We start from the raw sequence: 24,164 nt of genomic DNA, 5'->3' as shown, positions 1-24,164 counted from the left end.
TTGCATCAGAAGATTTTCCCGCCCTGTAAATTGAAATCCGTCAACTCCACGGGCGCTTTTTGCGGCGCAGCATTCTTTTGCACTGCACGCACAAATCCTTCACAAACGCGAATCTTGTAACAAAAGTTGATAACAAAGTGAGAGCGAGGCCAACTTCGAGACGAGCGAAACAGGGCGAAACCCACGGAGGGTGGAATATCGAGCGACACATTTCGCCCCGTTAAACCCCAACCAAACTCGATACGGCCGGCCGCAAACTGATTCCTTGCATCCGCCCCACGCCGGGCAATCAACGGAATTTGATCGGAGGCGGCCTGTTCTAAAGGCGACATAAACATTTTAGGGGCTATAGCGGCTCATATTGCATCTGCGGTTATTGTCGGTTGAACCGAGGGATAACCGCCAATATATTGAAACCCTGTGGTGGGAAGGGCCTTAGCTCATATGGAGACACCAACAACAGCCCCGAAGGCAAGGTAGCGCGATGTTCGCACCACGCGTCTTTGCGAGCATGATTGGCGCTTTGGCGGTCTTTGCCATCGTCACCTATCTGCTGAACGGTTCGCTTACCTCGACCCTTATTCAAACCTTGGTCTGCGCCGTCCTGATGCAGGTCGGCTATTTCCTGGCTGTTGTCTTTCTCATCTGGAAGAAGGCGCGCGAACGCGACAGGCAGGCGGCCGAGAACGCACGCGCAACGACCGATGAAAAACAGGCGGGTAAGGTTTCGCCGGGGCGCTTGAACAGGCCGGGTCACTTCAACCCGTAGGGCACGATGGGAAACTCCCCTCGCCCTCCGCAATGCCCACAACAAAAATGTCAACGTTTTGACGCGGTTGCGACATGATCCCGTTGCATCGTGCGGTGGGCCGGCAAGGAATACCGATGCCGGCCATGCCCGACGTAACGCTGGAGGCCACAATGACCGCAGCTGCAACGATGGACGTTTGTGTCATCATCGCCGCAAAAAATGCCGCCGAAACGATCGCAAGGGCCGTCGCTTCGGCGCTAGCCGAGCCGGAGACTGCCGAGGTCATCGTCATCGACGACGGCTCGACCGACGCGACTGCATCAGCCGCCCTGTCCGCTGCCGATGACACCGGACGATTGAACATCGTGCGATTTGAGAAAAACAGGGGGCCGGCTGCAGCGCGAAACCACGCGATCTCGATCAGCCGCTCGCCTATCCTCGCCATCCTCGATGCCGACGACTTTTTTCTGCCCGGCAGGCTGGCCAAGCTTCTTGAGGTTTCGGATTGGGATTTTGTCGCCGACAACATCGCCTTCATGGACGAGAGGGCTGCCGCCAGCGCTGCGGCCGACGTCGGCCGGTTCCAACCGGAGCCGCGCCTTCTCGATCTCACCGGCTTCGTCGAAGGTAATATCTCGCGCCGCGGTGTCAGGCGTGGCGAGATCGGTTTTCTCAAACCCCTCATGCGGCGTGCGTTTTTGTCCAGCTATCAACTCGCCTACAACGAGACCCTCCGCCTCGGTGAAGACTACGACCTCTATCTGCGGGCGCTTGCCAAAGGTGCACGCTACAAGATCATCCACAGCTGCGGCTATGCGGCGATCGTGCGTGGCAATTCGCTTAGCGGCAGTCACCGCACCGAGGACCTGAAGCGCCTTTACGAGGCCGACCGTGCCATCCTCGCCGACAATCAATTGAGTGCAGAAGCGACGGCCGTGATCCGCCGGCATGAACGCCACATCCGGGGACGTTACGAACATCGGCGCTTTCTCGACCTGAAGCGCGAGGGCGGCCCGATCGCCGCCGTCACCTACCTGCTCGGCAAGCCGGGGGCAGTTCCGGCAGTCGCCGGTGGGATCTTTGCCGATAAGACCGAACGTATGCGACCGGGCAAGCCGGACGCTCCGGTGGGGCTCGGCGGCTCGGGGCGGCTGCGCTACCTGCTGCCGGCTTCCGCTGAGTTGAGCCAATGATAGGCTAAACGGCGCCCGCTCGGGGCGCCGCTTGATCTCAGCCCTTAGAGATAATCGCGACGAACCGTATCGAGTACGTCGCGGAAGCGTGCCTTGCGTTCGGCCAGGACGCGGTCTTCGCTCAATTGCGGCTGCGCTCTGCTTGCCTGCCACAATGCTAGCGTCGACGGCGCCGCCAGAAGCTGCTTGGCCGCTCCACGCAAGAAAGTTTGCCTTGGCTGCGTCGCGCTGACGACGAGGTCTCCGTCGATCTGTCGCCGGTTCGGGTCTTCACCATAGGTCTCGGCGACATCAAAACCCATGCCCCAGAACCGGGTTCCCTTGATCATCGCTTCCGCCCGGCTTGAAACCGGGACATGGCGAGGGCGATAGGTGACCCCGACCGTCCGGGCCCAATCGTTCCATTTGAAGCTGTTGATGCTGTTCGATGTCGAGACTGCGACCCACGGAACGCGAAAGGCGTCCGCCAGGATCGCACCGTGCATCGATTCTGCTACGATCAGTTCGGACTGCGCGATCTCCCGGATCACGGCTCCGGCCTCTCCGCGTGGGTCGATGTAGTGCAGGCCGACCGTGCCGCATGTCGTTGGCCACATGCCGGCAATCGCACTCTCCCAATGGGGCACGAAGCTATGCTTATGGATCTTGGGCAAGTTCTGGAACTCCGGCATTTCGGCGACCATCACGGCCGGGTCAACAATGCCGCGTTCGGGTTCGATACCGACCTTTTCGGCCGTCAGCGGGCCGCGCACACAACGAATGTCCCATTCCGCCGTATCGCGCATATCTGGAAGCGTGCCATAGCCAAAGCCGCTGCCAAGCACCAATTTTCGCATGCCGTCAGGTAATAACGCTCGATTGAGCACCGTACCGACGCCGACGAGCAGAATGTCGTCATGGCTGTCGCGGAAACCAGGCAAGAGGAAATCCCAGAGCCAAAGATTGAGGTCGTCTCCAAAATTTCCGTGATGTGATTCCCAGTAATAGGGCTTCATAAGCGGTCCCTTCTCTCAAATAAAAATGTGTCCGGCGCCGCAAGCGACGGGTCTTTCTCCCTCCTGAGGGATGCTGTCTTCGTGATCAGCGTTGCGGTGATAGTTTGCCGACGGCCAGTTCAAGCGCGCTTTGCAGCAATTTCGGATCGCGCCATACCCAGCGCGCAAGCAGCCTGAATTGTGGCGCCTTCTTGCGACGCAGTCGCCGTGCCTGGCTCCATAGGGCCTGGCGGCGGGCCGTATGCTGGTAGGAGCGGATCGAGGCGATTTCCTGCGGCCGGCGCAAAAACCTGCCCTCAAGCGTTTCAAGCGCCACGAAAGTGTTGAACTGCTGCTGCAGAAATTCCGGCGAATCGTTGTCGATCGAATGGAAAATGTTGATGCCCTCGCCGCGTTCCGCACCCGCGGCATCGCAAAGCACCACACGCCGCGCCGACAGCACGCAATCGCAGAAGAACAGCACGTCCTCGGCTGCCAGCCGGAGTGCGGCGTCGAAGCGGATCGTCTCGAACAGCGAGCGCCCGATCACCATGCAGGAAAGGTGCAGAAAGCTCCAATTCCTCAGCATGACGTTGGATAGATCGGGGATTTCCACGACCAGCGGGCTCTCCTGCAGCCGGATGCAGGTATCGCTCTTCAGGAGATCGGCGACGCCAAAATGATAGTAGAAGGCATCGCCACCCGTTATCGACGCCCAATAACAATCGGCATCGAATCGCGTCAGGCTTTGATAGGCATTTCTCAGGTGATCCGGTGTCCAGACGTCGTCGGAATCAAGGAATGCCACGAACTCGGAATCTTGAGGAACATTGTCGAGCCCGGTGTTGCGTGCGCCGCCCGGTCCCTGGTTGGGTTGGCGCACGATCGTGATGCGCTCGCGCATGTCTTCACTGAGCGGCGCCAGCTCCTCATCAACAGGATAAGGAGATTGATCGTCGACGACCAAAACATGGAAGTCCTGAAAAGTCTGGGCGAAGACGGACGAAAGCGCCCGCCGAAGGATGCCCGGCTCCTTCTGGTAGTAAGGTATAATAATCGTCAGCTTTGCCATCTTTTCGCCCCTGCGGCTTCTCTACAAAGAGTCTTGCGTGGTCTCCTCCCACTGGGTCGCGGCCGTATGTCTATCGCTTGTCCTTTGTCATTCATTCTTTCAAAGGGCTCACGGGATGTTCGCCATGCCCTCAACCGTCAATGCCAAATCCGTCACCCGTAACGTCGGCTGGAGCGTGCTCTCAAAGACAGGCACATTCGGGCTGAAATTTGTCACCGTGCCTATTCTTGCGCGCATCCTGACGCCTGAAGAGTTCGGAACGGTCGCGGTCGCGCTCACCGTCGTGCAATTTCTGGCGATGATCGGCGGCGCCGGTCTGGCCTCCGCGCTGATCATTCAGCGCGACGAGGAAATGGACCTTGTCCACTCCGCGTTCTGGGCGAATCTGGCGATTTCCATGGCAATGGCGCTTGGGCTTTTTGTCTTTGCCGCGCCCCTCGCAACGCTGCTGGGCGCGCCGGAAGCTGCCTACCTATTGAAGATCATGAGCCTGCTCATCCCGCTTCAGCTTGGCGGCGATGTCGCCTATGCGCTCCTCGCCCGGCGCATGAATTTCAGCAAGGATGCCGCCTGGAGCATGATTTCGGAGACGCTCGGCGCTCTCGTCGCCGTTGCCATGGCGCTCGTCGGGTTCGGCGTGTGGTCGCTCCTCGGGCAGCTCTTCGTATCGGCGTTGATCCGTCTTTTCGGGCTCTATTCCGTCTCCGGCTACGTGCCGAGGCTGGTTTTTTCGTTTCAACGCGTATGGACGTTATGCCGCTTCAGTCTCGGCATGATGGGCTCCGAAATCGCCAATTTCATCACCTTCCAATCGCCGATGGTGGTGATCTCCCGCTATCTCGGCCTTTCTGATGCCGGTGCCTATTCCGCCGCCAACCGCTTCTCCAGCATTCCAAACCAGATCGTGCTTTCGGCTGTCATGGGTGTGCTTTTCCCCGCCTTCAGCCATATGGGCGAGGATCGCGAGCGCCGGTCGCAGGCGTTGATGCTGAGCACGCAGGTCACCACAGTGCTGCTTGCTCCGATGATGTTCGGGCTGTGGGCGCTCGCCGAACCAGCGATGCTCGTCCTCTTCGGTAGCCAATGGGCAGCGGCCTGGCCGGTTCTCGGCCTTCTGGCTTTGTCCAAGGGCATCCTGACCCCCTGCAGCACCTACGTACCCTATCTCAAAGGCATCGGCCAGGGCGCCATCCTGTTCTGGTGGGCTGTGATCCGAGCTGTCATCACCACCGGCGCGGTCGCCTATGGGGCGATCAACGGCTCGCTGATCGACGCGATGATCGCGCTTTGCATCGTCAACGTTCTGACGCTGGTCGGATATTCATGGGTGGTATTCCGGGCCGACCATATGCCGTTCGTGAGAGGCTTCTTCGTCTCAACGCGGCCGATGTTTGCGGCCTTTGCCATGGCGCTTGCCGTGCGTTTTCTGCTCGAGCGATTCGGCCCCCTGGTTCCCAACGCCATCTTGCAGGTGCTGATCGGGGCTGCCATCGGCGGTCTCATCTATCTCATTCTGATGGTTCTGACCGAGCGGCAGTTGCTGGTGAAACTACATCGGATGATCCGCCAGCGCGGCGCGGTGGGTGTTTCGCCAGAACCTGCGGAATGATCGTAAATGGCGAGCTCGGCCCTGCCTTACACTCGCCGCAATTCGCGCCGCCGGCAGCAAAAAAACTCCGATTTGACAATGATCAACGAAAAAATCTGCAATTTTTGATCGCAATTAATCGGCGTGCGTTCAATCACAGACTTTGGTTCATGAGAATATGAACATATTCCGCAACATGCGACAATACGTGCGCTTTTAAGGATTGAAGGGGTCGATTCCCTGTTGTTTTGCCGCTAACTCGAAATGTGGCGAATGCTGCACCGCAACAAATCATGGCTGATTCTTTTGTTGCAGCGCCATATTTTTATCCACGCCCCTGCCCTAGTTTAATCGATGCGGGCTCTAGTCTGCTCTGTTGAAACGGCGCCGAAAATGACGCTGGCAGATAGGAGTGACGGATATCGTGGCTATGGACGCGAACATTTCCTCGCGGATCAATTTGATGCGCATCGTGCTGATCTCGGGCATCGTCTTCGTACATGTGCCGCATGATCCGCAAACCAGCCCGTTCCTGGGAACCTATGGGTTTCTGGACTGGCTGCGCGTGTTTTTGGGCGACAGCCTGTTTCGCGTCGGCGTTCCCTGCCTCAGCGCGATCTCGGGCTATCTCATGTTCCGACGCGGTCTGGATACGTTCGATTATAAGAAGACGCTTCGGACCAAGGCGCGCACGGTGCTGCTTCCCTTCCTTCTGTGGAACTTCGCGTTTCTCGCACTCGTCTATGTGGCGCAGCTCAAGAATATTGGCTTCGGCTACCTTCCCGATGTGGTCAATGCCACGCCACGCGAATGGCTGAGCCTTGCTTTCGCGCTTGAGGCGCTGCCGATCAACGTTCCACTCTACTTTCTGCGCGATCTGCTGCTATGCATCCTGCTCTCGCCATTGTTGGCCTGGCTGATCAAGCGCTATCCGCTGCAAACGCTTGGCGTTCTGCTCGCCTTCGCCGTGCTTCCACTGCCGAATGGCATCTTCCTGAAGAAATCCATCCTCTTCGGCTTCTGCACCGGTATCTATCTGAGCCTGCATCGCATCGATACCAAGCTGCTCGACCCCTATGCCCGATCGATCACCGCCGTTTTCCTCGCCGCCGCTGTCGCGCTCTCGATCGTTCTTTACCAGACGGGTCCGGAGTTCCCGGTCTGGGTCGATATGCTGCGCAGCCTGACAGCACTTTCCGGAATCGTCGGATCCTGGGCCGTTTCAGCGCTTCTCGTGCGCACCCGGCTCGGCGAACGCCTGGCGCGTACCGGTGGCCTCAGCTTCTGGATCTTCTGTGCCCATTACCCCCTGCTCATCGTTTCCTGGATGGTCTGGAATCGCACCGAGATCGCCGACTATCGCCTGTTCTATTTCACGATCCCGTTCATCACGATCGCCATTCTCGTTGCCGCGCATGGGCTTGCCAAGCGCCTGGCACCGGGCCTCACCGCCGTCCTGACCGGCAGCCGCACCGGCTCCTCCCAAGCCAACGCGCGCCCGGATACCGGCCGTCGCTCCGACTACTCGCCACAGCAAAGGACCTGACCATGAGATCGATCAGACCTCACCGCCTCGCCCTTCTCACATGTCTCGCCACCGGCCTTGCCGGCTCCGCAATGGCACAGGAAGGTGCCACCGGCACGTCGTTCCTCGACAACTTCGACACGCTCGACACCGGCCACTGGTATGTTTCGGATGGCTGGAACAACGGGCCGCACCAGAACTGCACCTGGTCGAAGGAGCAGGCGGTGGTCGTTGACGGCATCCTTGAACTGAAGTTCGAGGAGGGCAAGACAGGCGAACGCAACTATGCCTGCGGCGAGGTCCAGACCCGCAAGCGGTTCGGCTATGGGACCTACGAAGCCCGCATCAAGTCCGCCGACGGATCGGGGCTGAACTCAGCCTTCTTTACCTATATCGGTCCTGCCGACAAAAAGGCGCATGACGAGATCGACTTCGAAGTGCTCGGCAAGAACCCGGCAAAGGTGCAGCTCAATCAGTACGTCTCCGCCAAGGGCGGCAACGAGAAGCTCGCCGACGTACCGGGCGGCGCCAACCAAGGCTTCAACGACTACGCCTTCGTCTGGGAGAAGGAGCGTATCCGTTACTACGTCAATGGTGAACTGGTTCACGAAGTGACCGATCCCGCCAAGATCCCGTCCAACGCCCAGAAGATCTTCTTCAGCCTGTGGGGCACCGACACCCTCAGCGATTGGATGGGCACCTTTAACTACAAGGGGCCGACAGCGCTGCAGGTTGACCGGATCGCCTTCACCGCACCCAACGACAAGTGCCAGTTCGCCGAGTCCGTCGCCTGCAAATTGAACTGAGGACGGCACAACGCCGCCGCATCCGTGCATCGCAACGCCACCGTTGCGATGCACGATTTCTTGAATCAAGCTTGGCTCGGGCTAAGCACGAAAACGGATGTTTTCATGCTGCAGATACTTTATTTCGCGCAGGATCTGGCTGACCCCGCGGTTCGCCGTCGAATCCTGATGTTGAAGGCAGGCGGTGCGCGCGTGACGCTGGCCGGCTTTCGCCGGGGCGCGAACGCACTGGCCGCGATCGAGGGCATCGATCCGATCGAGCTCGGCACGACGCGCGACGGTCGCTTTGCCCAGCGGGTCTCAGCGATCACCAAGGCCTGCCTGTCGCTACCCGCCAAGCTGCGCGCGGTCGGCCGGCCCGACCTGATCATCGCCCGCAACCTCGACATGCTCGCCGTCGCCAACAAGGCGGTTTCCATGTTCGGCGGTGATGTCCCTATTGTCTATGAATGCCTCGACATTCACCGCCTGCTTCTGCGCAAGGACGTGGCTGGACGCGCCATGCGCGCCAGCGAAGCCTATCTCGGACGCAATGCGCGGCTTTTGATCACCAGTTCTCCCGCCTTCGTCGAGCATTATTTCCGCCCACTCTCCGGGTTGGAGACGCCAGTCATGCTGCTGGAGAACAAGGTGCTGGAGCTCGGCGATCGAGATTGCCTGCAGGTTTCCGCGGCCCCCACAGCGCGACCAGACGGCCCCTGGCGGATCGGCTGGTTCGGTGCGCTACGCTGCCGCAAGTCGCTCGAACTGCTTTCGACGTTCTCGCGCCGCATGGAGGGCCGTTTCGAGATCGTACTACGCGGCCGGCCCGCCTATTCCGAGTTCGACGATTTCGACGGTTTCATTCGCAATGAGCCGCACATGACCTTCCACGGCGCTTACCGCAGCCCGGAAGACCTCGGCGCGATCTACGACGAGATCGATTTCACCTGGGCGATCGATTTTTTCGAGGAGGGCCAGAACTCCAAATGGCTGCTTCCGAACCGGCTCTATGAGGGCTGCCGACACGGACGGGTTCCGATCGCCATGCGCGGCACGGAGACGGCCCGTTTTCTGGCGGTCCGCGGTCTTGGTTTTCTGCTTGATGAACCCGAGCCGGACAACCTCGTTTCGCTCCTTGGAGCGGTCGATGCCAACAGCCACGCCGATGCGTCTGGGCGGGTTGCCGCCTGCAACACCGACACCTGGGTCTTTCGCCACACCGATTGCGAGAACCTCGTGAGGCGCCTTTCGGCAATTGCATCGACGGCCCCCGAGCCCGCGACGCCCCTTTCTCAAGCCCGTCAAAACGAAGGTGGTTTGTCATGAACACAACAGATCTGACGTCGACGCGCAGCCTGATCGTCATCCCCTGCCTCAATGAGGCCGAACATATCGAAGCTCTGGTGGACAAGCTTCGTCCGTCACTGGCGCCACTTAATGCTGTCATCCTGATTGCCGACGGCGGCAGTACCGATGGCACCCGCGAAATCGCAGCGCGGCTGGCCCAAGGCGATCCGTCCGTCCTGGCGCTCGATAATCCCAAGCGCATCCAGAGCGCCGCAATCAATCTTGCGGTGGCCGAGTATGGCTCATCCTTCGACTTTCTGATCCGCATCGATGCGCATGGCACCTATCCTGATGATTATTGCCAGAAGCTCGTCGACGAAGTGATCGCAACCGGCGCCGACTCCGTCGTCGTTGCCATGGAGACAGTCGGCTTCACGCCGTTTCAGAAGGCGACGGCCTATGCCCAGAATTCCAAGCTCGGAAATGGCGGCGCCAAACACCGGCTCGGGGCCACAAGCCATTGGGCCGACCACGGCCATCATGCGCTGATGCGCATTGCAGCCTTCAAGGCGATCGGCGGTTACGACGAGAGCTTCAGTCACAACGAAGATGCCGAGTTCGACTATCGGTTCCGCAAGGCCGGCTATCGCATCTGGATGACCGACAGAACGAGCATGGTCTATTACCCCCGGGCAAAGATCGGGCCGCTGTTTCGGCAGTATTTCAGCTACGGCCGCGGGCGAGCCCGCAACGTGCTGAAGCATCGCGTCGCGCCAAGCCTGCGTCAATTGTTGCCGCTCGCCGTGGCACCGATCGCAATCGGCGCCCTGCTCGCCGTCATCAACTGGGTCGCCGCCGTGCCGGTCGTACTTTGGGCTGCAGCTTGCATCGGCTACGGGGCCTGGATGGCGCTCGGCCAGAAAAACCCCTACGGCCCGCTGGCAGCGGTTTCGGCCATGGTGATGCATTTCGCCTGGTCCGCCGGTTTCTGGCGCGAGCTGCTCGACCTTCGCAACAGGCGGGTCGCACCATGATCGAGGCAACGAAGAAAATGGCCGCCGGCCTTCGGGTCGACATCGCGGTCTGCACGTTTCGCCGGCGAGAGCTTGCCGAAACCCTGCGTTCGCTGGCTGCCATTACCGTGCCGGATGGGACGGCAATTCGGATCATCGTCGCCGACAACGATCTACAGCCAAGTGCCGAAGGTCTTGTCGACGCATTGAGGTCGGAAATTCCCTTCGGGATCGACTATGTGCATTGCCCGGCGAGCAACATCTCGATCGCCCGTAACGCCTGCCTTGATAACGCATCGGGCGACTACCTCGCCTTCGTCGATGACGACGAAACGGTTGCTCGCGAATGGCTGGTGCGTCTGCTGGAGACGGCCTCAGCCACCGGGGTCGAGGCGGTTCTCGGCCCGGTCCGAGCCGAATATGACCTTTCGGCGCCGTCCTGGATGCGCCGCGGTGACTTCCACTCGACGCGACCCGTCTGGGTCGGCGGCGAGATCATAACGGGCTACACCTGCAACGTCTTGCTCGATCGAAAAACGCCGGCACTTGCCGGCCGGCGTTTCAACCTCGCGCTCGGCCGAACCGGCGGTGAAGATACGGAATTCTTCACCCATATGCACAAGGCCGGCGGCCGTCTGGCCTATGCGTCGGATGCCCTGGTCTACGAAATAGTGCCGGAAAAGCGCGCCAGCTTCCAATGGTTGGCAAAACGACGCTTTCGCTCGGGTCAGACTCATGGACGCCTGCTCGCACAGGCCTCGGCAGGCAGCGGAAAAGCCGTCGAGATCGTTCGTGCCGCCGCCAAGTCCGGGTATTGCGCTGCCGCAAGCCTCATCCTGCTCGCCTCGGCAGTTGCGCGTTCTCGCTATGCCCTGCGTGCCGTCATGCATGCCGGCGTCGTCAGCGGCCTTTTCGGCGTTCGCGAGCTCGAGCAATACGGCACATCGGAAGTGGCGGCGCCATGACGACAACCAATCCAGATGTCAGCTTCGTCATCGCGGCCTTCAAGGCGGCTGATACGATCACGCGCGCAATCGACAGTGCGCTCGCCCAGGAAGATGTCTCGGTCGAAGTCATCGTCGTCGACGATGCGTCGCAGGACAATACGGCGGCTGTCGTCGAGGCTATCGCCGATCCGCGTATCCGGTTGATCCGACTTCCGGCCAACCGGGGGCCTGGCGGCGCGCGCAACGCCGGTCTCGACGCAGCCCGCGGCGAATGGGTCGCCATCCTCGATGCCGACGACACGGTTCGCCCCGGAAGACTTGCACGAATGATCGCACGGGCACGCCGCGAAAGCGCTGATATCGCCGTCGACAATCTGGAAGTCCTGAACCTTGATGGCCGGCGCGAACGGATGTTTGACGACACGACGCTTGAGAATACACCTGTTCTCACCCTTGCCGCCTTCATCGAATCCAACGTGCTTTTCCGGTCGACCTATAATTTCGGCTACATGAAGCCGATCTTCGAGCGCCGCTTTCTCGAAGAGATCCGCCTGCGCTTCAAGGAAGAGATCCGCATCGGCGAAGACTATATCCTGCTGGCCTCGGCCCTTGCCGAAGGCGGACGCTGTGTCGTCGATCCGTCCTCCGGCTATCGTTATCACATCCGCGAAGGCTCCATCTCGCGCGTGCTGGAACTGCGCCACATCGATGCGATGATCGCCGCTGACACAGATTTCCTCGGCACCCACGCCATCGACGCGAGCGCGATGGCCATGCAGCGCAAGCGCAGCCGCAGCCTTTACGAGGCGCGCGCCTTCTTGGCACTCGTTGAACACATCAAATCCAGATCGCTGGGCGGCGCCATCAGAGCCGCGCTCTCCAGCCCTCGCGCGCTCCGGCATCTCAGGATGCCGATCGCCGTGCGACTGCGCCGCCTGGTTGCGCCGCTGTCGCGCTTGAAGCCCGCCACAATGACGGTGGCGGCTGAACGATCCACCTCGGGCAAAAGCCCTCACACGAGAAAAGGATAATGCCATGGACCGTATCAGAACTGTCAGAAAAGCAGTTATTCCGGTTGCCGGCAACGGCACGCGTTTCCTTCCCGCGACCAAAGCTGTGCCGAAAGAGATGCTGACGATCGTCGATCGTCCGGTCGTGCAATATGCCGTCGATGAAGCCCGCGAGGCCGGCATCGAGCATATCGTCTTCGTCACCAGCCGTAACAAGCAGGCGATCGAAGACCACTTCGACGATACGCCCGAGCTGATTTCGTCGCTGACGCGCTCAGGCAAAAACGCCCAGATTTCCGAGCTCGAGGCCATGTTGCCCAAGGCCGGCTCCGTGAGCTTCACCCGGCAACAGGCGCCGCTCGGCCTCGGACATGCCGTGTGGTGCGCGCGCGACCTGATCGGCGACGAGCCTTTTGCACTGCTTCTGCCCGACATGCTCTCCTATGGCGCGCGCGGCTGCATGGCCGGCCTGATGGATCTCTATCGTCAAACCGGAGGCAATGTCGTCGGCGTCGAACAATGCGCGCCGGAGGATGCCTCCAAATACGGCATCGTCGGCAAGGGAACGTCCGTTTCGCATGGTTTCGCGGTCACCGAAATGGTCGAAAAGCCGAAAGCGGGAGAGGCGCCCTCGAATTTCTACCTCAACGGTCGCTACGTTCTCCAGCCTGAGATTTTCGGCATTCTCGCTCGACAGCAGCGCGGCGCCGGCAACGAAATTCAGCTGACAGACGGCATGCTGAAACTGTCCAAGGATCAGGCGTTCCACGCCCACCCCTATGATGGCAGAACCTTCGATTGCGGCTCCAAGCATGGGTTCATCGAGGCGAACGTCGCCTTTGCTCTTGCTCGTTCGGATATCGGCGATCTGGTCTACGAATCCGTCAGGGACATGGTTTTGTCTCACGAAGGCCGCATCCGCGCGGCATAAACCCGGTTTCCGGCGCCCCGAGATGTGGGGGCGCCGGCCGATAGCTATATGGAAACGGACAGAGCGACCCAATGAAACAAAGAAGTCTACCGTTCAGTAGCGTATTGCCCCGCGAAGCCGAGGAAACCGATGGCTTCATCGACCTTGACCGGCTTTTTTCGGTGGTGGTTCGTCGCGGCAAGACAGTCGGGCTGTTCGTTGCCCTGTTCGTCGTTCTCGGCGGTGTCTACCTGCTTTTCGCCACGCCGAACTATACCTCGATGACGCAGATCCTGCTCGACGAGAACCTCTCGAAATTCGCGGAAGAAGAGGCTTCGCCACAAAACAGCCAGCTGCTCGACACCCAACTTGCCAGCGCCGTCGAGATCCTCAAATCAGGCGAATTGGCTCTGCGCGTCGTCGACAAGATCAACCTTGCCGACAACGACACGATCGTCAATCCGCCACGCTCGGCTTTCGCTGTGGTCAAGGATTGGATGAAGTCGATCACCGGTGTGTTTACGGGCGGTTCTGCGGTTTCGGAAGAGGCCGCACGCAGCGGCCGGCGACAGAAGGCAGCCGCGCTTATCCAGCAGGGCCTCGCCGTCGAACGCGTCTCGCGAAGCTCGGTCGTTGCCCTTGCCTACCGTTCGAGCGATCCGCAGCTGGCAGCGCAGGTGGTACGCGCCTATGCCGATTCCTACCTGACCGACCAGTTGAACGCCAATTTCGAGGCGACCGAACGGGCATCCGTGTGGTTGCAGGAGCGCCTTGCCGACCTGAGGCAGCGATCCCAGGTCGCTTCGCTTGAGGTCGAGCAATACCGCACCGACAACGGGCTGACCTCGGCGCGGGGAGAACTGATGTCCGAGCAACAGCTCGCCGATCTCAACAGCCAGCTGATCATCGCCCAGGCCGACACGGCCTCCGCTTCGGCCCGCTACAAGCAGTTTCAGGCGATCGTCGAACAGGGCCCTGAAAAGGCCGTCGACAATGCGACGATCTCGTCGAAGGACGGCGACAATTCGGTGATCCGCGACCTCAGGACCCGCTATCTGACCGTCAGCAAACGCGAGCAGGAGGTGACCCAAAGCTTTAGCGCCGATCATCCCCAGGCGGTATCGCTGCGGGCGGAGAAGAACGATATCGGCCGCCAGATCTATCAGGAACTGCAGCAGCTGACCTCGAGCTATCGCAATGAATACGAGGTCGCGCGGTCGCGCGAAGCCTCGTTGCGCGAAAACATCGAGGGAACCACCGGCCGGAACTCCGACGCAAACCGCTCGCTCGTCCATCTGCGCGAACTCGAGCAGAAGGCCGCAGCTCTGAAGACGCTCTATGAATCCTATCTCGGCCGCTATGAGCAAGCCGCACAGCAGCGCTCCTTCCCGATTGCCAAGGCGCGGGTGATTTCCGCAGCCGGCGTACCCGTTTCGCCGTCAAGCCCGAAGAAGACGATGATCCTCGCCCTCTCCGCCGTGCTCGGCATGATGGCAGGTGGGGCGTTTGCGGCGTTTCAGGAATTCCGGGAGCGCACGTTCCGTCTCGAAGGCGACGTCCGTTCGATCCTCGGGCATCGGTCGCTCGGTTATGTCCCGCTGATCGGCCCGCGCCCGACGACAGCCACAGACCATATGCGTGCCCGGTTTGTGAAGGACAAGGGACCGCCCCAACCGGCACCGGAGCCGGTGCCCTTCGAACGCGTCAGCCGCATCGTGCTCGACGCGCCGCGCTCCTCCTTTACCGAGACGTTCCGCAACGCCAAGCTCGCCTGTGACCAGATGCTGCATGGAAATGCCTGCCGTGTGGTCGGCATCGTGTCGGCGGTTCCCGATGAAGGGAAATCGATCGTCGCTGCCAATTTTGCCGCCCTTCTCGCCGCCAGCGGCAAGCGGACGCTGCTGATCGATGCGGATATCCGCAGGCCCGGCCTCAGCAAGATGATCACGCCGGCGCCCAAGACCGGTCTTGTCGAGGCGCTAACCGGCGAGACATCCTGGCCGGCCGGCATCAAGATCGACCACAAGACGAAGCTTGCGATATTCCCGGTCGGTGGCGAAGCCACCAACCACTACCCGCATGACAGCCACGAGCTGCTCGCCTCGCCGGCCATGGAGGAATTGATCGCGAACGCGCGCAAGTCCTTCGACTATGTGATCGTCGACCTCGCAGCACTCGCCCCTGTCGTTGATGGCAAGGCGTTTTCGCCGCTTGCCGACGGTTTCCTCTTCGTGGCCGAATGGGGCCGCACACCGTCGCGGCTCGTGCGCGACCTGCTCCACGCCGAACCGCAGATCAACTCGAAGATCCTCGGCGTCATCCTCAACAAGACGGATATGCGGGAATTGGCGAAATACAGCGACTTCGGCGCCGCCGAACACTATCGCCACCGCTTCGAAAAATACTACGTCGACAACTCAGCGACCCGGCGCGAAGCGGAGCCGGTCTGAACCGTATAGGAGCCCAACTCGCTTGGGCTCCTGGAGCATTTCCAGGGCAAGTGCGTAGCGGTTTCCTGTCAAAAAAACAAAGAGATACAGCCGTTTGTGAAATTCCGGTTAAACCGGAAACGCTCGTGCCTTAATCCTTCCAGAACAGCGGCGTCAGGATGACCAGAACGGTCAGGATTTCCAGACGCCCGAGCAGCATCATGACCGACAGCAGATAAAGCGCCGGATCGGACAAGGTAGAGAAGTTTCCAGCCGGCCCGATGATCGGGCCGAGCCCGGCACCGACATTTGAAAGCGCCGTGGCGATCGCCGACGCCGACGTCAAAAGGTCATAGCCAAAGGCGCCCATGGCCATGCTGCCGAAGGCCCAGATCATCATATAGGCCGTGAAGAACAAAAAGACGGTCCGCTGCACGTCGATATCGACCAGTGCCTTGCCGTAGCGCACCGTGTGGATCGCGTTCGGGTAGATGAGCCTAAAGAGCCCTGCCCGAATGGAATTGAAGATGATGATGAAGCGATAGGCTTTCATGCCGCCAGCGGTCGAGCCCGAACACCCGCCCATGAAGGTCGCCGCAAAGGCGAGTGCGACGATGAAGTCGCCCCATAGCATGTAGTCATCGCTGGCAAAGCCTGTCGTTGACAGGATCGACGACACCGTGAAGAACGAATGCGCCAGCGCCTCGTGAAAATCGACGCCGTTTTCCAACCGCTGAAACAAGCTGGCTGCGATCGCGAGCACGGTGAGGTAAGACAGGAACACGATGATCTGCGGATCCTTCAGCGTGTCCAGCCGGCCGCGCACGATAAAGATGATCAGCACGGAAAACGGTAGGCTGCTGACCGTCATGAAGAAGGTAGCCACCCACAGGATCGGCAGGCTGTTAAAATAGCCGAGCGACGCGTCATGGGTCGAAAAGCCCCCGGTCGCAATCGTCGACATCGCGTTATTGATCGCATCGAAGCGATTCATTCCGAGATAGCCGTAGATGATCGCGCAGGTGACCGTCAGGACGATATAGATCAGGATAAAGGCACGCGTGAAGGTGACGATGCGCGCAAACGGCTTCTCGGTGGTATCGGACGATTCCATCTTGAAGAACGACAGTCCGCCGACGCGCAGATACGGCATGACGAACAGCCCGAGCGCGACGATGCCGATGCCGCCGAGCCAATGGAGCAGCGAACGCCAAACAAGAATACCGGGTGGCGCATTGTCCAGACCGGCAATGACAGTTGAGCCGGTGGTGGTGATGCCTGAGACAGACTCAAACAGCGCCTCGGCAAAATCGAGATTGACCGAGGATAGCCAGAATGGAATGGCACCGACAAACGAGACGACGAGCCACAACAGGTTGACGAGCAGAAAGCCCATTTTCCGGTTGAAGGCCGGTGGTCCGCCCTGCGTAGCCGCCACTGTGACCAGCGAAATGCTACCCATCAGACACGCCGAAACAGCGAAAACCTTCCAGTCCCGATGGCCGAAATAGAGATCGACCAGCGCGGGAATGAACATCGCGAGCGAAAGATAGAGGCCGACCTTTGCGGCAATGTTGATGGCAGACTGGTAAATGGTCGCGTTCAACGGTCAATGCCCCGGTCTTGGCGGTCCTGGTCCACTCGCCCGCGCGAGTCGCTGTTACCTGCCATCAACATCGGGATTAGCGGCCAGCGTCGACGAACGCAAGTTGGACATCCCTCTTAACGATCACAGCAGTTTTTCCTAGTGTCGACGATTGCTGTGGACCAGAACGCGATCACATCATCGTGCCGCGACAAGTCATCACCTTGACTTATTTCTGCGTGTATAGCCTCATCGAACCGACGCACCCGCAAACTTGAGCACTAAAATGACCCCCGCGCGTTTTACCCAATGCCTACTTGCCCTTCGCTGGACGCCTATCAATCTCGCGAGCGCGCTCCATTGCAATCTAGCGTGGATCGAGGCGATGGAGACCGGCGATGAGAAGGTACCCACCGAACTGGCAACTTGGCTCGAAACTCTGGCAACGACCCACGAGACACTGGGCATCCCCGTGGCCTATCGCGGCAAGGGGCTGGAGCCTGCGAGCAGCCGCGCAGCGCGGCGCTAGCAATCACTGGCACCGAGTTGGCTGCGGCGCAGAATTTCCGCGAGGGGATTGCGCGCGTTCTGTTTCAAGGAGCTTCGCGGCAGCAACATCGCCCGACGTTGTTCACAGCTCGAGCGGCTGGAACGTGGCGCATCGTCGGGGGCACGGTGCCAGCTTGGTAAGAGCGCTTCTGTCAATGCCGCAACACCTGCGTGATTTGATACGCTAGAAATGGTCGCGGCGTTGATACGCCGGATCATAGTCATGTGCCGCTCTCCGGCTCCCTTCGGCCCGATCTGGCAAGGGCGCACGCCTGCGGGCAACCTACGCCTTCGGTGTCGAAGACCGTCACTTGATCGGAGGATGCGCTTCTACTGTAGATCCGAATTTCGGCATCAATCCACTCTCATGTTCGCCTTTTCAAGTCGCAGGCATAGAAATTCTCCCGCCCGATGTTCTCGGACGTCGTGTTTCGTATGAGTGCGTCCTGGGGAAAGCAGGAGGCACGGTCAATGAACGACGGTTGATCATGCTCTGATGCGCGGGTTGGTTACCGCCGGACCTGATGCGTCGCGGAGCGTCCTCAGTCTAGTTGGCAGCGTCGGAATTAAACCGGCTGATAGTGGAAACGAGGGTTCTCCTGCCGTGACCGTGCCCCCAGCCTTGCCCAGGTGCACATGGCTTTCTGATCGGCTCTTCTCCTCCTCGCTGATCTAGACTTTGGCGGTGTTCAACGGGCGCGCGACCTGACATGCAATCGACCAGACGAAGCCCGACAGTTCGCGCGCAATCGCTGTGGTCACGGTCGTGGCTGGCTTTCCGGCCTTCGTGAGCTTGCGATAGCGGCCGCACAGCCGCACCTGCGCTTTCCACGCCGTATCGCGGATCGTTTTTGGAAGCTGCTCCTGGCGCAGCAATTGATCGCGGCTCACCCTTGCTGGAAACCGGTAGCTCCAGGCCGCCTCGATCAACATGCGGCGTGCGGTTCCGTTCCCCGCTTTCGTAATGCCGCCCTGGCGTCGGGTTGCGCCGCTCGAATGCTCCGATGGCACCAGTCCAAGATACGCCATCAATTGGCGTGGGTTTGTGAAGCGGCTGAGATCGCCCAATTCGGCAATCATCGTTGCTGCGGTCACCAGAGCCATGCCACGCAGCGATTGCAATGCATGGACGACCGGGGCCAATGACCAATCGCCCAACATGATCTCGATTTGCTTCGTCAGCCGATCCCGCCGGTCCGTAGCAGCCTCGATCGTCGCGATATGATCCTCAAGCACAATGTAGTGGGCCGGTTGCGCGAAGCGGAGGCCTGCCAGCCAACGGCGGTGCATCTGCGTCCAGGCTGGACGGCCATAATGGCAGCCATGGCGCAGGAGGAATCCACTGAGCTGCTGGCGCGCCTGTCGCAGGCTGCGCACGGCAGCCAGGCGTGCCCGCACCAGATCGCGCATCGCCTCATGGGCGGGATCGGGGATCCAGACGGCGCTCAGTTCACCAGCGCGATGAAGCCTTGCCAGATTGTTGGCATCTCGACGGTCTGTCTTGATGCGATCGCCCGGCTTTCGCGGGATCAAAGAGGGGGCGACAACCACGCAGTCATGACCTGCGGCAGACAGTTGGCGCTGAATGCCATAGCCGCAGGGTCCTGCTTCGTAGCAAAACTTCAGCGTCCGCCCTGGCTGTGAAAGCTTCGCCAGCATACGGGCCAAGGCCGTTGGCGTGTTTACGATCTGGCCAAACGCGCGCACGTCCCCACGTTTGCCGCCATCAGCGAGCGCGACCGAAATCGTTTCTTTGTGAACGTCCAATCCGACATATGTGATAGTGTCTGCCACGGCCCGTCTCCTATGCATGAGGCTCTGTGCGAGGATAACTCACGCAACCCTCGATACCTGCATATTGTGAGACGGGTCACCCGGTCCCAAGGCGAACATTTAGTCTATGTTACGGCTTCGTGCCTGGTTGATCGCGCGGCGCTGGCTCTCGACGCTTGCCTCCTCTGCTTCGTAGGCGCCGGTGGCGGGCAGAAGCCCGCGGATACGATGGCGCATCGCCTCAAACGCCGCCCATTGCGACTTCGGCACCATTTTAATCGCATGTCTGTCGCCGCGGGTGAGTGCTCCCGGTCCGAAACGTGCATCGAGCGCCTTGCGGACAGTCGCGAACTCCGCACGGATCTCCGGATTAAGCGCCCGAACCTTCCCCGCGAGATGCTTCGCATTCTTCGCCGTCTGTTCCGTTAAACGGCGGAGCTCACTCTCAGCTTCTTTGGTCAACCCTGGTATAGCGACACTCATGCGGTTTCGTTCATTCTTGACCGCCAACAGCTCCGCCTCGTAGGCGGCGGCGTAGGAGCATCCCATGGCGCGAATGGAGGCGGCAGCGATATTGACATACTGTATTGCTTCCCGACGCTCTCGTCCTGCTGCCAGGAGCCTCTCCAACACCCTGTCCGAGCCACGCAAGGCGCCATAGGCGGCGGGATCAGCGACAATGGCATGCACAATGCGTTCGGGGTCGATCTTCATTGTTACAAGGCTCTCGATCGTCGCAACCGCGGTGGCCGGATCGCGCCAGATCCGAACTGCGTCTCGCCCGAGTGCCGCTCTCTCCTGCCTGTAATGCTGGGCCTCCACCGCCCTGAGCCGCGCCTCATCCTCCACACTGACCTTGAATTCGGTTACAGCTGGCAACATTGGCAAGCGCGCGACCGAATACTGCGGAGCAAATGCTGCCGGTGCGATGAGTTGAGCGGGCTCGTGTTTTTCTATCATGCGCTGCTCCGCCGCAAACCGTCTAACGACCGAAAACAGCACAGTCAGTTCGGCCTGCCTTTCCTCCACCATGCTTTCCGGAAAACGCATCGCCGTATCGCGCTTAGCGAAGCCATCTGCCTTGTCGGAAAACGCAAGCCATCCGAACCGACGGGTCAGGGCATCGTCGATGGCCTTGACCTCCTGCACTACTGAGCGATCCTCCGTGGCGATCCGGAAAGCGGATCGATAAGCCTCATCTCCCCCTTTCTCCCAGGCCGTTTCGATCTCCAAAAGCCGCGCTCTTGCATTTTTGGAAAGTGCCGGAACAACGAAGCTCATATGCGATCTGCGCATTCGCTCGCGGTTGAGGAAGCGCTCTTCTTGGCTACGAAACTCCGTCGCCAGAGCTCGCGCCAAAAGCGCGAGCTCTGGCACAGCTGACAAGGTCGCCGCCCTCTCCTTCCTGGCCGCTTGACCGTCGACAAGGTTAGCGCCGCCACGCAGTTTCCCGAGTGCTTTCGGGAATCGAATAAGCCGGTCTGCGATCAGCTGCGGATCCTTGGCGGTATTCGAGGATTGTTCGTTCAACCCCGCAAGCGCGGCCGCCGGATCGCGGTAAATCCGCTTGAGCAAAGGCATGATGATCGCTTCCTGCTCCGCCCAGGCAGGTGATGCGAGGTGCGCAAGTCGAGCATCTTCCTCGAGTGTCCGCGAGAACGAAATCGTTGCCGGGAGTAATTCTGGATTCTCATCCGCACTGACCTTAGGAACCTGCCGCCTGGCTGCACTGCTGCTTGCCTCAATGCCTTCGGCATGCTCAGCCGCAATATCAAGCGCGGAGTTGGCGCGTTGCCATAGTCTAACCACTCGACCACGCTGATCGGAAAGCCAGCTCAGCGTACGATCCGCCTTCTCAACAAGACTCCAGCCAGACACTACCTCAATTCCGCGACGCTTCGCGAAGTCCTCTGCCAGTGATCGGTATGCATCCTCCGTCACGTAATCGAGCGTGGTCGTTTTTCCGCCCGAACGCGAGAGCCGTTTAACCAGCTGCGGAAATAAGTCCGGCAAACGGTTTTCCTTGGCAATCCGTCGTTGTCGGTCCTCTGCTTTTTCGATCAGACCCGCTCTCCAGATGTTGCGCTCGACAACACGCTCTTCGATGCGTCTTTTGCCAGTGTCTTCATCGTTGACTGGAACCTTGACCGTGACCTTCTCTGTTCCATCCTTTCGAAGCATTACGGTGTCGCCAACCTGCACCCCGCCATTCTTCAGCGCCTTCGGCAGACTGACGCCCCACAGACGATGGGTCATTCCATCTTCAATACGAAGATCGGCATAGGGACTTGGACCAACATCGTCGCGCGGTCGAAACGTCGCAATTCCTGTTTCGACAAGCTCGCCGCTAACCCCGTCGGTGTAGTCGGCACGCGGCGCTCTGTCGCGTTCCCGCCTCCGCTGGAAATCCTCCGCAGCGACATAAAGATCGACGCGATCGCGGTGGCGGGTCATCGCGACATACGTCAGATGCTGGTCCATCATGCCGGTCGCCAGCACGAAGGCGCGATGAAAAGTCGAACCCTGACTTTTGTGGATGGTCGCGGCGTACCCATGATCGACATTGCGATAGGTATCCTCGGCAAAAACGACATCGCGTCCATTGTCGAGCCGCACCGTGAGCAGCGCCGTCCCGCTTCCGGCTGCCGTCGAGCAAACCGTCCCGAGCATGCCGTTCTTCACGTGCTGAACAGTAAGGTTCTTGGCATGCGGCGCGACGAACCGGGCATTTTCGAGAAAGATGATCCGATCACCAACCGCGAACTCCCGCATACCGCGCTCGGTCAGGAACGGCCGGCTGTCCGACAACAATCCATCCGTCGAAAGCACATTGCGAATAGAACGGTTCAACACCTTCACGTCGTCATTGGTATGCGCAAGTACAGTCAGTTCGTCGCCACGAAGTTTGCGACCTTCCGCCCTGGCGTTCACTACCAATTCGCGATGTGCAGCTGTCCAGTCTACGACGATGCGCTCGATGGCAGCCTGACGGGTCTCGGCGCTAACGATATGCCCGCGTTCGCCATAAGCGGCAAGCGCCGCTTTCACATCGCCGCGGGCAAATTGCTTGGAGGCCGTACGCGCCCATTCCTCTTTCTGCCGCCGGACACCGGCCAGCTCTGCAAAGTTGATGCGCTCGACAATCGCTCGGAAAGCCGCACCGGCCTGAATCGGCTGAAGCTGCATCGGATCACCAATGAGCACCGCCTTTGCGCCCGCGACCTCGATACGCTTCAACAAACGCCCCATTTGTTGTGACGACACCATTCCGGCCTCGTCTACGACCAGCACATCCCCTTTTCCGAGAAGATCGTTACCTCGCTCCCAGGCACGTTCCCAGGAGGCGATGGTGCGGGCGAGAATACCGGAACTTTCCTCCAATCCCTCAGCAGCCTTGCCGGCCAGTGCCGCACCGACGACACGCCGCCCCTCATTTTCCCAAACAGTACGGGCGGCACTCAACAATGTCGATTTACCGGCGCCGGCCACACCGACGACCGCGGCAATTGCGCCACCGGCGGTAACATGCCGGACGGCATCGATTTGCTCTGTTGCGAGCCGAACACCACCGGCAGACATTTCAGATTCAATTGATGTAACGGCAGCGTCAACGCGGGACTTAGAGACACCGAAGCCTTTCATCTTCGACAACTTAATTGCCAAGCGTGCCATTTCATATTCGGTTCGGACCAGAGCGCGCGTCGTGAACACCGCCGGACACTCTACTTTGCAGGTTTCACTGTTTAGCCGTTGCGGCTGCAGCATCACCAGATCGTCCGATGCCATCAGTCTGGCGCGTATATTGGCAAAGACGATCGGATCGTCGATATAACGATGCAGCGCGCGGGCGATATCCCTCTCGTTAAAGGTCGATCGCTCGATGGCGAGTTGCTTGAGCAACAAGGTCGGATCATCCGTGAGCCGGTCGGCAATCTCATAGCGCTTGGCCAATGCAGTCGGTGAAAAATAGGATTCGATGCCTTTACGAACAAGCGCAGCACGATCCGGACCGAAATGCCGTTGCTCCAGTCCGCGAAGTCCTTGTTCATCGTAGGAACGACCATCAAGGCGGAAGTCATGACCGGCAAGCGCCAGATGGCGGCTTGCCGTTTCCGCCCAGGCAACCTTCCACTCCTTCATCGCTTCCTTGTCGCCTGCCCACAGCCGATAAACGATTTTCCCCTCAGGTCGGTCGGGCGTTTTGACGCGTACCGGTTGGCCGTCTTCACCGACGATCGCGACTTTCTTCGGCCCGAACCCCTCCTCGGTCAAAGGGCGCAGCGTTGCCATAATATGAACATGCGGATTGCCGTCCTTGTCGTGATAAACCCAATCGGCGACCATTCCCCGCGACGTGAGGTTTTCCCGCACGAAGTCGCGCACAAGTTCGATGTTCTCCTTGCGGTTTAATTCCACCGGAAGCGCGAGAATGATCTCGCGGGCAAGCTGCGCATCGCAGCGCGTCTCGAAACGGTCGACCGCGTTCCAAAGCACTTTACTGGCACCAGCGACCGTCCGCCCATCTATGGCCGCCTTCAGCCATGCGGGTGTTTCGGCGGGCAAAGCAAGTTCTTCATGCGCCAGTTCCGCAGCATCGCCATAGTAGCGGAATTCCTTGCCGATCTGTTCGTCCATCATCTTGGTGCGATGACGATAGGCAGCTGCAGAGATGATACTGCGTCCGGCACTCCGGCTGATCACCTGAGCCCTCACAAACATGATAGCCAATTCAGGTCAATCTCCCCTCCCAAGCGCGTCGCAACTGCGACG

Annotated in this window: 18 protein-coding genes; 12 read left to right on the top strand and 6 right to left on the bottom strand. The window is 59.9% G+C overall.

All coding sequences use genetic code 11. From position 1 onward, the window contains the following. Positions 1–5: 5 nt before the first annotated feature. On the bottom strand, positions 6–332 hold the full coding sequence (locus ASD00_RS39900; protein WP_156585526.1) for a hypothetical protein: 327 nt from the start codon (positions 330–332) through the stop codon (positions 6–8). A gap of 152 nt (positions 333–484) precedes the next feature. Between ASD00_RS39900 and ASD00_RS09950 the strand changes: the two genes are divergently transcribed. Further along, complete coding sequence (locus ASD00_RS09950; protein ID WP_057206357.1) at positions 485–769, top strand: exopolysaccharide production repressor protein; 285 nt, start codon at positions 485–487, stop codon at positions 767–769. A gap of 152 nt (positions 770–921) precedes the next feature. Continuing rightward, the gene (locus ASD00_RS09945) at positions 922–1,944 is read left to right on the top strand and encodes a glycosyltransferase family 2 protein (protein WP_057206443.1); all 1,023 of its coding nucleotides are present in this window, start codon (positions 922–924) and stop codon (positions 1,942–1,944) included. Positions 1,945–1,988: 44 nt separating this feature from the next. On the opposite strand, the gene ASD00_RS09940 is transcribed toward ASD00_RS09945, so the two are convergent. Further along, on the bottom strand, positions 1,989–2,939 hold the full coding sequence (locus ASD00_RS09940) for a polysaccharide pyruvyl transferase family protein (RefSeq protein WP_025428861.1): 951 nt from the start codon (positions 2,937–2,939) through the stop codon (positions 1,989–1,991). An 85-nt stretch (positions 2,940–3,024) separates the two neighbouring features. Next, positions 3,025–3,990 (bottom strand): glycosyltransferase family 2 protein, encoded by a 966-nt coding sequence (locus tag ASD00_RS09935; protein ID WP_025428862.1) that lies wholly within the window; start codon positions 3,988–3,990, stop codon positions 3,025–3,027. Positions 3,991–4,114: 124 nt separating this feature from the next. Here ASD00_RS09935 and ASD00_RS09930 point away from each other — a divergent pair, with 124 nt between their 5' ends. The 9 genes from ASD00_RS09930 to ASD00_RS09890 all read left to right on the top strand — a co-directional run bounded on the left by ASD00_RS09930 (position 4,115) and on the right by ASD00_RS09890 (position 15,508). Continuing rightward, positions 4,115–5,599, top strand: a complete 1,485-nt coding sequence (locus ASD00_RS09930; RefSeq protein ID WP_057206441.1) for a lipopolysaccharide biosynthesis protein — start codon at positions 4,115–4,117, stop codon at positions 5,597–5,599. A gap of 409 nt (positions 5,600–6,008) precedes the next feature. After that, a complete protein-coding gene (locus tag ASD00_RS09925) occupies positions 6,009–7,124 on the top strand; it encodes an acyltransferase (RefSeq protein WP_057206354.1) in 1,116 nt (371 codons plus the stop codon). A gap of 2 nt (positions 7,125–7,126) precedes the next feature. Continuing rightward, entirely contained in the window at positions 7,127–7,909 is a 783-nt protein-coding gene (locus ASD00_RS09920; protein WP_025428865.1) for a glycoside hydrolase family 16 protein, read from the top strand. A gap of 105 nt (positions 7,910–8,014) precedes the next feature. After that, positions 8,015–9,217: a glycosyl transferase family 1 gene (locus ASD00_RS09915; RefSeq protein ID WP_025428866.1), complete on the top strand. Its 1,203-nt coding sequence runs from the start codon at positions 8,015–8,017 to the stop codon at positions 9,215–9,217. Next, on the top strand, positions 9,214–10,212 hold the full coding sequence (locus tag ASD00_RS09910) for a glycosyltransferase family 2 protein (RefSeq protein WP_025428867.1): 999 nt from the start codon (positions 9,214–9,216) through the stop codon (positions 10,210–10,212). Before ASD00_RS09915 ends, ASD00_RS09910 begins: the two co-directional genes overlap by 4 nt. 17 nt (positions 10,213–10,229) lie before the next feature. Then, on the top strand, positions 10,230–11,156 hold the full coding sequence (locus ASD00_RS09905) for a glycosyltransferase family 2 protein (protein WP_025428868.1): 927 nt from the start codon (positions 10,230–10,232) through the stop codon (positions 11,154–11,156). Further along, entirely contained in the window at positions 11,153–12,169 is a 1,017-nt protein-coding gene (locus tag ASD00_RS09900) for a glycosyltransferase family 2 protein (RefSeq protein WP_057206352.1), read from the top strand. The genes ASD00_RS09905 and ASD00_RS09900 overlap by 4 nt, the downstream gene beginning before the upstream one ends. Before the next feature lie 4 nt (positions 12,170–12,173). Continuing rightward, positions 12,174–13,079: a UTP--glucose-1-phosphate uridylyltransferase gene (locus ASD00_RS09895; protein ID WP_025428870.1), complete on the top strand. Its 906-nt coding sequence runs from the start codon at positions 12,174–12,176 to the stop codon at positions 13,077–13,079. Positions 13,080–13,150: 71 nt separating this feature from the next. Then, entirely contained in the window at positions 13,151–15,508 is a 2,358-nt protein-coding gene (locus ASD00_RS09890; RefSeq protein ID WP_025428871.1) for a Wzz/FepE/Etk N-terminal domain-containing protein, read from the top strand. A 130-nt stretch (positions 15,509–15,638) separates the two neighbouring features. On the opposite strand, the gene ASD00_RS09885 is transcribed toward ASD00_RS09890, so the two are convergent. After that, the gene (locus tag ASD00_RS09885; protein WP_025428872.1) at positions 15,639–17,093 is read right to left on the bottom strand and encodes a TrkH family potassium uptake protein; all 1,455 of its coding nucleotides are present in this window, start codon (positions 17,091–17,093) and stop codon (positions 15,639–15,641) included. Between the two features lie 265 nt (positions 17,094–17,358). On the opposite strand from ASD00_RS09885, the gene ASD00_RS09880 reads away from it, so the two are divergent. Further along, the gene (locus ASD00_RS09880; protein WP_057206350.1) at positions 17,359–17,601 is read left to right on the top strand and encodes a hypothetical protein; all 243 of its coding nucleotides are present in this window, start codon (positions 17,359–17,361) and stop codon (positions 17,599–17,601) included. A 692-nt stretch (positions 17,602–18,293) separates the two neighbouring features. Here ASD00_RS09880 and ASD00_RS09875 read toward each other — a convergent pair. After that, complete coding sequence (locus ASD00_RS09875; RefSeq protein WP_057206348.1) at positions 18,294–19,415, bottom strand: IS110 family transposase; 1,122 nt, start codon at positions 19,413–19,415, stop codon at positions 18,294–18,296. Positions 19,416–19,514: 99 nt separating this feature from the next. Continuing rightward, entirely contained in the window at positions 19,515–24,122 is a 4,608-nt protein-coding gene (traA, locus tag ASD00_RS09870; protein WP_057206346.1) for a Ti-type conjugative transfer relaxase TraA, read from the bottom strand. Positions 24,123–24,164 lie beyond the last annotated feature (42 nt).

Source organism: Ensifer sp. Root31 (genome assembly GCF_001424825.1).
Classification (GTDB): domain Bacteria; phylum Pseudomonadota; class Alphaproteobacteria; order Rhizobiales; family Rhizobiaceae; genus Ensifer; species Ensifer canadensis.
The sequence above is the reverse complement of the archived record's forward strand: the minus strand, read 5'-3'. Positions and strand labels throughout refer to the sequence as shown.